This is a genomic window from Altererythrobacter sp. KTW20L (genome assembly GCF_023501975.1).
Lineage (GTDB): Bacteria > Pseudomonadota > Alphaproteobacteria > Sphingomonadales > Sphingomonadaceae > Alteraurantiacibacter.
Genome location: NZ_JAMFLH010000001.1, coordinates 254,806 through 267,011, shown reverse-complemented (window position 1 = coordinate 267,011; position 12,206 = coordinate 254,806). Strand labels below are relative to the sequence as shown.

Below are 12,206 nucleotides of genomic sequence, written 5' to 3'. Positions count from 1 at the left end.
ATAGCCATGAGATTTCCCACCCGCCTGCTGATGGCGCTCGCCGCCTTGTGCCTCATCGCCCTGCCGGCCCGCGCGCAGGACTATCCCGAATTCGAGCGGCAATCGCTCTATGTGCCGGTGCGCGATGGCACGCGGCTGGCGGTCAATATCTACCGCCCCGCCGATGCTTCGGGCGTGGAGACCGACCGGTTGCCGGTGGTCTTCGCCTTCACCCCCTATCGCGCCCGCTTCACCGATGCCGAGGGCAACGTGCAGGAAACCGCTCTGGGTGACGGGCTGGCTCTGCGCAGCCTGATCCGGGCGGGCTATGTGGTGGCCGTGGCCGATATCCGTGGCAAGGGAGCATCCTTCGGGTCACGCCGGGGCTTCCAGGACCGGACCGAAGCGATGGACGGGCATGACCTGGTCGAATGGCTGGCCGCCCAGCCGTTTTCCAGCGGCGCTGTCGGCATGATCGGTTGTTCCTACCTCGGCGGGTCGGTGATGCACACGGCCAGCACTGCGCCGCCATCGCTGCGGGCGGTGTTCGTGGGGGCGACCGACTGGGACAAGTATGAGTTCGTGCGTCAGGGCGGCATCACCGCCCAGTTCAACACGCGGCCCGACGAGCCCCTGTCCGACGATCTCGCCAGCGTTCCGGTCGATGCAGACCCGAACGGCGAACTGCTGCGCGCCGCCGTGGCCCAGCACGCCGCCAACACGCCGATGGCCGCGCTGTGGTATGGCATGCCCTACCGCGACAGCGTTTCCCCGCTCACCGGAAATGCCTTCTGGGACGAGGTGGCGATGTGGCGCTATGCCGACACCATCCGCGACGCCGGCATCGCGACCTATTTCTGGAGCAACTGGCAGGATGAACCGACCGCCCAGGTGATTGTGGCGGCCGAAAATCTCGGCAGCCGCCTGCTGGTCGGGCCGGGCAGCCATTGCCAGACACCTGCAGGCTTCGATTTCACCGGTGAGATCACGCGCTATTTCGACCACCACCTGAAGGGTGCCGATAATGGCGAGGCCCAGGCCCCGCGCGTCACCTGGTGGCGGCACACCGGCGGGGGCGAGGGCGAGTATGTCCGCGGCAATGATCGTCCAGGGGCGGCGCGCGATACGCTCAGCTATTACCTTGGCGGTTCGGCGGAAGATGGCGGGCTGGCGCTGGCACCTGTTCCCGGCGGCGAGGGGGCGAGCACCTTCACCGTCGACTATGACGTGATGGACGATGCCTATTTCGCCTTCTGGCCGCCCTCGCTGGCCGAGCGGGGCCTGGCCTATGCCACGGCCCCGGTGGCCCAGCCGTTCGACCTGGCCGGTTATCCCGTGGCGCACCTGGCCGTGAAGCTCGACCGGCCCGATGCCAACGTGTTCGTTTATCTGGAGGAAGTGCTCGCAGACGGCACGGTAGAGGTCTTGTCGTTCGGCCGTCTGATGATCTCGCACCGCGCCGTGTCCGAAGCGCCGTGGGATACGCTGGGGATGCCGTGGCATTCCGGCCGCGCCTTCGATGTCGCGCCGCTGACCGTGGGTGAAACCGGCCATCTGGCCATCGCCATGCAGCCCTTGTCGCGCCGCGTTGCGGCGGGATCGCGCCTGCGCTTCGTGGTCACCGGAGCCGATCCGCGCCAGCGCAACCTCGCGGAAATCCGCGAGGATCCCGCGCCGGAGATTACCGTGGTGCAGGGCTGGCTTGGCGGATCGCGGATAGACTTGCCATTGGTGCGATAGTTCGATTGAACGGGGAGAGAACGTGATGGATTTGAAGCGCCTGATCCTGCCGGTTGCCGCCCTTGCCATGGTGGCAGACCTTGCCGGCCCCGCTCTGTCCCAGGATGGCCCGCCCGATCCTGCCGCGATGCGCGCTGCGGCGGAAGAACGCAATCGCATCCCCAACACGCCGGGCGACGGGCCATACCCCGCCACGGTGGAGGAAGATCCCTCGCTGCCCGGCCACGTGATCTACCGCCCTGCGGACCTGACGCCTTTCGGTGGCGGCAAGCTGCCGGTCGTCGTTTGGGGCAACGGGGGCTGCGCCGATGATGGCACGGCGCACCGCTTCCACCTCGCGCAGATCGCCTCCTATGGCTACCTGGTGGTGGCTGCGGGTCACTGGCGCAGCGGCCCGGGCGCAACCCATGGTCCGGCACCGCAGCGTGCGCCCGAACCGGGCGGAGGCCTGCCGCCACCAGCCACCACTGCGGCCGACGTGATTGCCGGGCTCGACTGGGCGATTGCCCAGGGTCGTGATCCTGAAAGCCGCTTCCATGGCCGGGTCGATGCCCGGCGGGCCGCCGTGGCGGGCCATTCATGCGGCGGGTTGCAGGCGATCGAGGTTGCCGCCGATCCGCGCATCGATACCGTGCTGATCCACAACAGCGGCATCTACAACGACCAGAACAGCCCAATCCGCGGGTACAGCGTGTCGAAGGACATGCTGCGCAATTTCCACCAGCCGGTGATCTATATCCTCGGCGGGCCGGGCGACGTGGCCTATCCCAACGGGACCGACGATTTCGCGCGGGTCAGCAATGTACCGATCGTGCTGGCCGACCTGCCGGTTGGCCACGGCGGCACGTACAGCCAGCCGATGGGCGGGGCCGTGGCCCATGTCGCGGTGGACTGGCTGGAATGGCAGTTGCGCGGCGACGAGGTTGCGGGCCGAACTTTCCTCGGCGACAACTGCCGCCTGTGTGCAGGCACGGACTGGACGATTGAACACAAGGGGTTCTGACAAGTGAGGGGACTTTTCGGCCGATCAGTCCTCGGGGTGGCTGGAGCAGCCCTGCTGGCCGCCGGATCATGGTCGGCCGTAACCGCCCAGCAGTCTGGCCAAGAGAGCATGCCCGAGCGGCGCGACTGGTGGAGCCCGGGCGAACCCCGGCATTTCCCGCAACACCTCGAATATGCCAACGATCACGGCAGCCTGGCGCTGTTCAATGCCGATGGCGCCTTCAACACGGCGGGCCATGCCTTCTTCGAGCCGCTGGGCCCCAACGGGCGCGGCTGCGTATCGTGTCACCAGCCCGCCGACGGGATGAGCCTGTCGCTCCAGTCCATCCGCGAACGGTGGGAGGACACAGCCGGGACCGATCCGATCTTTGCCGCCATAGACGGTTCCAACTGCCCTAGCCTGCCGCAGGGGGTGGAGGCATCGCACTCGCTGCTGCTGCAACGTGGACTGTTCCGCATCGCTATGCCCTGGCCGCCGAAAAACCCGTTCGGTGAAGGTACGATCGAACCGGAATTCGATATCGAAGTGGTGCGCGATCCCGGCACCTGCAATCTCGACCCCGAGTATGGCCTCGCCAGTGCCAATCCCGCCATCTCGGTCTATCGCCGCCCGCGCGTGGTGGCGAACCTGCCCTATGTGACCCACACCAATTTCGGCGTCGGGCCGTTCGTTGGCAAGACGGGCGAGCCGACCCTGCGCGATCCTGCCACCGGCCAGCCGGTCAGCATGAACCTGATGGCCGATGCCCGAGTGCCGACCCTGGCAACCCAGGCAGATGACGCAGCCTCGGCGCACCTGCAGATGGCTGCTGCGCTGACGGCAGAGCAGCATGACCAGATCAACCGCTTCGAACGCCAACTGTTCGCGGCGCAGGCAGCCTACACCGGCGCGGGCAGCCTGTTGCTGGGCGAGGGCGGCAAGGCCTTCGGACCGCAGAACCTGGCGGCAGGGGATGTCGGCGTGCTCGGCAACAACACCACACGCTGGGTCTTCCCGGTCGATCCCGCATGGGCCGAACCTCAAGCTAGCTTGAGCGAGGCCCAGAACGCCATGCGCGCTTCGATCTTCCGCGGGCAGCAGCTCTTCCACTTCCGGACCTTCTGGATCCGCGATTCGATGCATCTCAACACGGTGGGGCTGGGCAACCCGACCAAGCGGACCTGTTCCACTTGCCACGGGATGCACATGACCGGGCTCGACACGGTCAACGGTTGGATGGACATCGGCACCACCAACCTGCCCTGGGCGCGTGAAGTGCCGCTCAATCCGTGGAATGACGAACAGGAGCTGATGCCGCTGTTCAAGATCACCTGCCACGCCGACGTGGCGCCCCATCCGTTCCTTGGCCGGGTGTTCTATACCCAGGATCCGGGCCGGGCGCTCGTCTCGGGCAAATGCTATGACGTGGGGGCCATCGTGATGCAGCAGTTCCGCGGGTTGGCGGCGCGCGCGCCCTATTTCTCCAATGGCTCCGCCACGGATATCGACGAGATCGTGGACTTCTATGACCGCCGTTACAACATCCAGTACACCCGGCAGGAACGCACTGATCTCGCCAATTTCCTGGGGAGCCTATGATGGCGCGGAGCCTTGCCACGAGCGCTCTTACCCTCGCCGCACTGGCACTGCCCGCCACGGCGGCAGCGCAGGACCGCCTGACCTTTGTTGCCTGCCCGATCGTGCGCGATACCAGCAGCGTGCCGTGCTGGTTGAGCGAGTATGGCGGCGAACTCTACTACCTCGGTATCCAGACCGATGTTTCGGCCGAATTCAATCCGCCGTGGCTGGGGCACTTGGCGCTGGTCGAAGGCGCGCCAAAGGCGGGTGAGCGGATCTGCGGCGGTCTGGTGCTTGATGATGTGAGGGTGTCGGTCATGCCCGAGCTTTCACCCGAGTGTAACACCGTGCTGATGGCCGAAGAACGCTATGAACTCGGCTTCGAGCCGCCGCGTCCTCCGGGGCCGAGCGGTGGGCGGCTGGCCTTCGCCCCGGTCGGATCGCCCGTTCCACCACCGCCGCCCGAGCCGCCGTTTGTTGCCCGTACTTTCGATGTGCATTTCCCATTCGAGACATCGGTCAACTTCAAGACGCCCAATGCCCTGGGCGCGGTGCTGGACTATGCCTCAGCGATCGGTGCCTCGCGGATCGAAGTCACCGGCCACCGCGCCGCCGTGCGCCTGTCCGATGGCACGGTGCTGGAAGAGCAGCCCGGCCTTGCCGCCCGCCGCGCGCGCGAGATCGCCGGCATGTTCAACGGCCTCATCCCCACGGTCGAGCGGATCGAAACCGTGGTCGACGAAAGCGCCGAGCCGGGTGACTGGCGGGACCGCAAGGTGGCGATCACCGTCTATCCCTAAGCCGCCGGATCAGCGCGGGCGCATGCCGTAGGGCAGCTCGCTGGTGAAGGCCTCCACCCGCGTGATCCTCCCGCCTTCGAAGCGGTAGAGTTCGACCACCTGGGTGGTCATCGGATAGCCTTCGCCATTGGTGGCGGGAATGTCCTCAAAGAAGCGCACGGCCACCAGGCCCCGCTCCTCGTCGGCTGCCAGCACCTGCCGGTCGCGCACAGCTTCGATCCGGGCGAGCGGCGGGCTGCCGAACGAACCGGCGCAGCCGCCCACGTCGAGGCCGTTGACCAGCCAGTTGCAGTTTTCGTCCAGCAGTCCTTCGGGAGCCACGTTGGCGTCGATCGCGGCCATGAACCTGCCCGCGCCCGCGATCATCGCCGCGCGGGGCGTGCGGCGCGCGGCGGGGAGGCGGTCAAAGTCGGTGGCCGAAACCGGATCGACATAGGGCGGGCCATAGTTGCTGCGGCGGATCAGCGCGTCGATGCTGCCAACCGCGTCGCCATCGGCGGCCACGGTAAAGGCGGCCCAGGCGGGCTGGCCGTGCTCTTCGATCCGGCCGATCCATACGGCCTTGCCGGTTTCGGCGTCGGCAACCACCAGCGGGTCTGTGTCGATCGCGGTAATCCCCCGCCAGATGGATTCGCCCACACGGATGCCGACCGAATTTTCCGAATAGCCGACTGTTTCCGCCCAGTTGACTTGCTGCCAGTTGTTGCCCGGCATAGCGCTGGCAACCGACATGGCGAGGCCCGTTAGGCAGGCATCATTGCAAGCGGCCGGGTCTGGCGCAAAACGCGGCATGGGGGCGGCTTCCCCCCAGAACGGGTTGTGCATGAAATAGGGCACATAGGTGAAGGTCGCCTCGATCCGCTGGATTTCGGCATCGCGGATGCGAAAGGCTTCCAGCAGCGTGATCGAATTGGGCCACTTCAGGGCGGTGCGCATCTCGCGGCCATCGGTCAGCAGGTAACGGTCCCATTCGTTGGCATGGTCGAAGAAGCCGCTGCCCACCACCACGCCGCGATATTCGTCCACCAGCGGCAGGACGCGGCGCACCCGCTTGTTGATCTTGTAGATGCCCAGCTCGAACTGTTCGCGGCAGCCGCTGGCGATGTTGGCCGCGCTGGCCTGGGCACCGGGTTCGGGGGCAGTGGTGGAAATGCCGTTTTCGAGGCGGCTGCAATCTTCGGAGAAGGGCGCGAAGACCTGTCCGTCGTTCAGTTCGACCGTGTCGAAATAGGCATCGGCAATGGCCAGCATCCGTTCGCGCGGGCGGCGTTCTTCTTCCGGCAGCACTTCGTAGAACTCGGCGAAATGCTCCATGTTCTCCCAGTCGCCAAACGGCGCGGGAAGGCTGGTGCGGCGGTGGACGACGCTCTCGATCTCGTCGATCAGGCCGCCTTCCACGTGGATGCGCACGGCATAGAAGGCGGCATGGCCGTTCTCGCGGACAGAGCCGAACCAGGCGGCATGGCCGGTGGTCTCGTCGGCCACGGCAAGGCCGTTGTCATCGACTTCGACGACAGTCCGCCACAAGCCCTGGCCCACCGGCAGCACCACGTTGTTCTCGGTGAACATGACATCGGCGGCGAGCGGCAGGTTGGCATAGTTGCGCGCTTCCAGCGCCGTCATGTGCCCGCGCACTGCTGCGATCAGGCAATCGTAGAGGCACGAGGTATCGAGCACTGCGCTCGGTTCGCCCGGAGCCTGGGCGAGGGCGGCGGTGGGGAGGGCAGCGGCAAGCGCCAGGGCGGAGATTGCGGTGCGGAACAGTCTCATGGGCAAATTCCTCAGGGGTGGGCCGAAGCGTCAGCAAAGTCTTCGTTGGCACGGGCGATAAGGAAGGCGTGGATGGCGGCGGTGTCGTCCTCGCTCAACTGTCCGGCGAAACCTATCATTCCGCGGTCCGCCATGGTCCCGCGCAGCACGATATCGGCGAACTGGGCGCGGGACTCGGCAGTCATCCAGCGCAGGTCTTTCATCCCGCCCACGGCGTTGGGGCCGTGGCAGCGGGCGCAGCTTTCGCCGTACAGCTCGCGGCCACGCGCAATCACGTCCTCGGTCGCGGTGAGGAATGGCGGACGGGGCAGGGCCGTGGGGGGCGGCGGAGGCGGCAGGGTGACACCGGTTGCGCCCAGGCGGAACACCAGCAGCTTGGCCGTCGAGGTCTGGAATGGTCCGAGGTTGTAGACCGGCGACCCGCCCCACCCGGCGTTGATGGCGATATATTGCACGCCATCGACCATGTAGGTGATAGGGCCTGCCACCGGAGCCTGGTCGATGTGCATTTCCCACAGCTTGGCACCGGTGTCGGCGGCATAGATCGCCAGCGTCTGGTCGATCGTGCCCTGGATCACGAGGTTGCCCGCCGTGGCCAGCACACCGCCCGATCCTGGCACGCGATAGGGCACACGCCATGCCTCGCTCTGCGTCACCGGGTTCCAGGCGAGGAGATAGCCTTTCTCCTCTACCCGCGCCTGTTCCATCAGTTGCGCGCGCAGTTCCGGCATGTTGCGCCGCTGCTGGCCCGAATTGCTGCGGTGGTGGACATAGTTGAAGTCGCCATCCTCGGCCCGGGCATAGACATCGCCCTGTTCCTGCGCGGACAGGTAAACCAGGCCCGTCAGCGGGCTGAATGCCATTGGATGCCAGGTGTGGGCGGCGAGCCAGCTCGGGCTCATCAGGTGCGGCGTAGTGGTGTTGTGCGCGCCGGGTTGCAGCACCGGGCGGCCGGTGGCCATGTCGATGTGGCTTGCCCAGGTGTTGACCGAGACATAGTTTTCCGCGCTCAGCAGTTCGCCGGTGGCGCGGTCGATGACATAGAAAAAGCCATTCTTGGGAGCCTGCATGATGACCTGCCGGGTCCGCCCGCCAATCTCCAGGTCGGCGGTGATCATCGGCTGGGTGCAGGTGTAGTCCCAGTCCTCCTCGGGCACCATCTGGTAGTGCCATTTGTAGGCGCCGCTCGCCGCATCAACCGCCACGATTGAGCACAGGAACAGGTTGTCGCCGCGTCCTTCGCTGCGGAAATGCCACATGTGCGGCGTGCCATTTCCGGTGCCGATATACACGAGGTTCAATTCCGGGTCATAGGCGAAGGCATCCCAGGCCGTACCGCCGCCGCCATAGCGCCACCACTCACCGTGCCAGGTGGGCAGGGCAATCTCCATGGCGCTGTCCGAAGCCTCGCCATCGGGGCCGTCGGCGGGATTGCCGGGCACGGTGTAGAACTTCCACAACTGCTCGCCGGTCCCGGCATCGAATGCGGCGACAAAACCGCGCACGCCATAGTCCGCGCCGCCATTGCCGATCACCACGCGGCCATCATAGACCCGCGGTGCGCCGGTTATGGAATAGGCTTCGGCCCGGTCGAAGGTCTGGACGGACCACACTTCCGCGCCACTGGCCGCATCGACCGCGATCAGCCGCCCGTCGAGCGCGGCAATAAAAATCTTGCCCCCCCACGCGGCGATGCCCCGGCTGGATGGGCCGCAGCAGGCCAGCCGCGCCCATTCGGGGCCGACCTGGGGATCATAAGTCCACAGCTTTGCGCCGGTGGCTGCGTTGTATGCCGTGACGATGTTGTAGATGCTCTCGTTATAGAGCACACCATCGACCACCAGCGGAGTAGCCTGGACCCCGCGCATGGTTTCCAGATCGTCGAACCAGGCGAGGCCGAGCTGGCTGACATTGCCATCGTTGATCTGGGTCAGGGGGCTGAACCGGTCCTCGCCCCAGTTGCGGCCATGGCTCATCCAGTTGCCGATATTTGCGGGGTCTTCGGTGGCCAGCATGCGGGCGGTATCGACCGAGGCCGGACCGGCCTGCGCTGCGTTCGGGGTGGATTCGACTCGCGTTGACGACGGTGCACAGGACGCCAGCAGCAGGCCTGCAGATATGGCACCGGCAATGGCCCGGCTGACGAAACCCCTCACGTTAGAAACTCTCCCAATTTCCCGGCGGACAGGTAACGCGAAAGCGCCATGCGGCACAAGGGGGTCATTCGCCGGGAGGGTTGTCGATTGCTTCCAGCATCAGGTCTAGCAGGCGGTGCATTTCCTCCCGGTCGCCCGCTTCCAGCCGTGACAGCACATGCTCGCGGAAGCTATCGTAAACACCGAATATTTCTTCCAGCACTGTCTCGCCCGCCCGAGTGATGGAAAGCAGGTTTACCCGCCGGTCACCCGGGTCGGGTGCCCGCTCGACCAGGCCTTCCTTGCTCAGGATGTCAATCATGCGGGTGACGGTGGCCCCCTCCACCCGCAACCGTCGGGCGACATCACTTTGTGATTTGGGATCGGGCATATTCATGATCGCGGCCAGCGTCTCCATGCGGCTGACGCTCTGCCCGATGCGGCGCAGCCGTTCGTCCAGCTGCCCCCGAAACCCGCGCACTGTCAGCACCAGCTTGACCATCACGCCGATGTCCGGCGTGGTCTCGCCTGCCCGGTAGGTTTCGAATGCGCTGCGTGTCATGGCTGCTATCTGGCCTCGTTTTCCAGAGCAGCGATGGCGCGGTCGAGCAGGTCGGTCAACTCGGCAAGGCCGCTGTCTCCCAGAGCTGCACGGATTGGCGCTTCGATGGGGGAGACCGTGGTGAACATGCGCCCCATCATTTCGGTGCCCTCTGCCGTCAGGGCGAGCATGTTGCGCCGCCGGTCCACCTTGTCGCGGGTGCGGCCCACCAGTCCGCGCCGTTCCAGCTCGTCGAGCAGACCGACAAGGCTCGGCCCCGTGATCCCGGCCATGGCGGCAAGCTCAGCCTGCGAGCTGCCCGGATTGGCCGCCACCAGGGCCATCACCGTGAGCGAGCCGGTCGGCAGTCCGAACGGTTCGGAAGCTGCCAGCGAAGCGGAATTGAGCGCGTTCCTCAGCAGCCGTACGCGCGGGCCGACCGATCCATCAAGAATACCCCAGTCCAGCGCACCTGCTCCCTTGCTTGCGTTCGATCGAGATCGGACTTGGCCAATCCTGCCGCAAGGCTATGATCGGATGAACCGATGGCCGCAAGGGCCTTGCCTGCGTCGGCCCACAGAATGACTTTGCGTTGGGAGACGCCTGCGATGAAAACCCGTCACCTGCTCGCCGCTGCAGCACTGATCCTGGCACCCACTTTTGCCGCCATGGCGCAAGACGATCCGCGGGTGCTGGCGGAGATGGCCGGGGCTTCTGTCGGCTCGCAAGGCTGGCAGGCTCCGCGCACGGCCTGGGGCGATCCGGACCTGCGCGGCACGTGGCCGCTCGATCGGGTGGGGCGCACCACTGTCGAACGGGCCGTGGAGCTGGGCGACAGGGCCTATCTGACGGACGAGGAATTTGCTGCCGCCATGGCCCAGGCCGAGGCCGTAGCCGCCGGATACGACCAGGAGGACCAGAGCGACGAGATCGGCTCGGGCCACTGGTTCGAATGGGGCACGCCGCTCCGGCAGACCTCGCTCATCATGACCCCCGCCAATGGCCGCTTCCCGCCGCTGACCGAGGAAGGCGAGAGCATGTCCGCTGCCATGCGATCGAGCTGGAACGTCCTGCAGTTCAACCGGATCGAGGATTTCAACTCGCTCGACCGGTGCCTGTCACGCGGATTGCCCAGTTCGATGACGCCCTTTCCCTACAACAACGGCATCCGCGTGTTCCAGTCACCCGGCTATGTGGTGCTGAGCCTGGAGATCGTGCATGAAACCCGCATCATACCGATCCGCAGCGGACCAACTCTGCCTGCACACATGCGCCAGTACCTCGGCAGTTCGTGGGGGGAATGGCAGGGCGATACCCTGGTCATCCACACCACCAACCTGACAGGGGATACGCCGCTGAACATCGTCGGCCCCGGAAACAAGCCCATACCCACCAGTACCGCGCAAACAGTGGTGGAGCGGCTTACCCCGGTCGGGCCGGACACGATCTTCTATGAAGCCACCATCACCGACCCGGTGGTCCTGACTGCGCCATTCACCCTGGCCTTCCCGTGGACGCGCGACGACGATTACGGGATGTTTGAATATGCCTGCCACGAAGGCAACAGCGTGGTGCGCAATTACATCCTGACCACCTCGGAGCGGTTTGTCGGCGAATTGCAGAACCCGTCCGATCCGGCCGAATGGGTGCGAGATACGGTAACGCGCTAACCCTCAGTCGGCGATGTTCATGGCCAGCACGGCGCCTGCGCCCAGGATGCCGATGATGGCCAGAACGATGCGCATGGGGTCGCGCGACTCCGCATCTGTGTGAGAGCAGTCCTGGGCGGCATTCCTCGTCCGGTCGGGTCGATCGTTCATCGGCTCGCTCTCCAACAGCGGAGCGAGATTGCCAGATGGCCCGCCAGAGTCAAGCTGGCCGCCACCAGGCTTCCCGCGCTCTTCAATATGCGCGGTTCGATCCCCATGTTTTCCTGTAACACAGGAGCACAACCCATGATCGATATCCGCCGCTTCGAAACCCTGGGCAAGGCCGACCACGGCTGGCTCAAGGCCAATTTCCACTTCTCCTTCGCCGATTATTTCGACCAGCGGCGGATGAACTGGGGCGCGTTGCGCGTGTGGAACGACGATGTGATCGCCACCCGCTCGGGCTTTCCGCCACACCCGCACCAGGACATGGAAATCATCACCTATGTCCGCAAAGGCGCGATCAGCCACCGCGATTCGCTTGGCAATTCAGGTCGCACGGTCGCAGGCGATGTCCAAGTGATGAGCGCAGGGACCGGCATTACCCACGCCGAATACAACATGGAGGACGAGGACCTGCTCAGCTTCCAGTTGTGGATCATGGCCGATCGCAAGGGCATCGCGCCGCGCTGGGGTGAGAAGGCCTTTCCCAAGGAGGCGCGTGACGGTCGCTTCGTCGTGCTGGCCAGCGGGCGCGACGAGGCGGAGGATGCCGATGCGCTGCGGATCAATGCCGATGCCCGCGTGCTGGGGGCCACGGTGAAGGCGGGCGACAGCGTGGAATACGACCTTGGTGGCCGCAAGGGCTACCTCGTGCCCGCCACCGGCAAGGTCGAGATCGAAGGCGAGGTCGTGAACACCCGCGATGGCGCGGCGCTGGCCGATATCGCCACATTGACCGTGACTGCGATCGAGGATGCCGAACTGGTGCTGGTAGATACGAGATAATCCTCCCCGGAACGGGGAGGGGGA

Annotated in this window: 11 protein-coding genes; 6 read left to right on the top strand and 5 right to left on the bottom strand. The window is 65.7% G+C overall.

All coding sequences use genetic code 11. From position 1 onward, the window contains the following. The first annotated feature begins 6 nt into the window (after nt 1-6). From M3P36_RS01365 to M3P36_RS01350, 4 genes are read left to right on the top strand one after another with little or no spacing between them, the layout of a single operon-like run. Nucleotides 7-1,719 carry a CocE/NonD family hydrolase gene (locus tag M3P36_RS01365; RefSeq protein WP_249698790.1) on the top strand — a complete coding sequence of 571 codons (1,713 nt, stop codon included), beginning with the start codon at nt 7-9 and terminating at the stop codon, nt 1,717-1,719. A 25-nt stretch (nt 1,720-1,744) separates the two neighbouring features. Next, complete coding sequence (locus M3P36_RS01360; RefSeq protein WP_249698780.1) at nt 1,745-2,722, top strand: alpha/beta hydrolase; 978 nt, start codon at nt 1,745-1,747, stop codon at nt 2,720-2,722. Between the two features lie 3 nt (nt 2,723-2,725). Further along, complete coding sequence (locus M3P36_RS01355) at nt 2,726-4,300, top strand: hypothetical protein (RefSeq protein ID WP_249698778.1); 1,575 nt, start codon at nt 2,726-2,728, stop codon at nt 4,298-4,300. Continuing rightward, the gene (locus M3P36_RS01350; RefSeq protein ID WP_249698776.1) at nt 4,300-5,079 is read left to right on the top strand and encodes a hypothetical protein; all 780 of its coding nucleotides are present in this window, start codon (nt 4,300-4,302) and stop codon (nt 5,077-5,079) included. The genes M3P36_RS01355 and M3P36_RS01350 overlap by 1 nt, the downstream gene beginning before the upstream one ends. A gap of 9 nt (nt 5,080-5,088) precedes the next feature. On the opposite strand, the gene M3P36_RS01345 is transcribed toward M3P36_RS01350, so the two are convergent. The 4 genes from M3P36_RS01345 to M3P36_RS01330 all read right to left on the bottom strand — a co-directional run bounded on the left by M3P36_RS01345 (nt 5,089) and on the right by M3P36_RS01330 (nt 9,893). Further along, nucleotides 5,089-6,849 (bottom strand): DUF8021 domain-containing protein, encoded by a 1,761-nt coding sequence (locus tag M3P36_RS01345; RefSeq protein ID WP_249698774.1) that lies wholly within the window; start codon nt 6,847-6,849, stop codon nt 5,089-5,091. A gap of 11 nt (nt 6,850-6,860) precedes the next feature. Further along, the gene (locus tag M3P36_RS01340) at nt 6,861-9,005 is read right to left on the bottom strand and encodes a PQQ-dependent dehydrogenase, methanol/ethanol family (protein ID WP_249698772.1); all 2,145 of its coding nucleotides are present in this window, start codon (nt 9,003-9,005) and stop codon (nt 6,861-6,863) included. 64 nt (nt 9,006-9,069) lie between these two features. After that, complete coding sequence (locus M3P36_RS01335) at nt 9,070-9,546, bottom strand: MarR family winged helix-turn-helix transcriptional regulator (protein WP_249698770.1); 477 nt, start codon at nt 9,544-9,546, stop codon at nt 9,070-9,072. A 5-nt stretch (nt 9,547-9,551) separates the two neighbouring features. Then, the gene (locus M3P36_RS01330) at nt 9,552-9,893 is read right to left on the bottom strand and encodes a MarR family winged helix-turn-helix transcriptional regulator (protein ID WP_283773287.1); all 342 of its coding nucleotides are present in this window, start codon (nt 9,891-9,893) and stop codon (nt 9,552-9,554) included. A gap of 240 nt (nt 9,894-10,133) precedes the next feature. Here M3P36_RS01330 and M3P36_RS01325 point away from each other — a divergent pair, with 240 nt between their 5' ends. Continuing rightward, nucleotides 10,134-11,195, top strand: coding sequence for a hypothetical protein (locus M3P36_RS01325; RefSeq protein WP_249698769.1), 1,062 nt, complete (start codon nt 10,134-10,136; stop codon nt 11,193-11,195). 3 nt (nt 11,196-11,198) lie between these two features. Here M3P36_RS01325 and M3P36_RS01320 read toward each other — a convergent pair whose 3' ends face one another. After that, nucleotides 11,199-11,345 (bottom strand): hypothetical protein, encoded by a 147-nt coding sequence (locus M3P36_RS01320; protein ID WP_249698767.1) that lies wholly within the window; start codon nt 11,343-11,345, stop codon nt 11,199-11,201. 135 nt (nt 11,346-11,480) lie between these two features. On the opposite strand from M3P36_RS01320, the gene M3P36_RS01315 reads away from it, so the two are divergent. Continuing rightward, on the top strand, nt 11,481-12,182 hold the full coding sequence (locus M3P36_RS01315; protein WP_249698765.1) for a pirin family protein: 702 nt from the start codon (nt 11,481-11,483) through the stop codon (nt 12,180-12,182). The last annotated feature ends 24 nt before the right edge of the window (nt 12,183-12,206 follow it).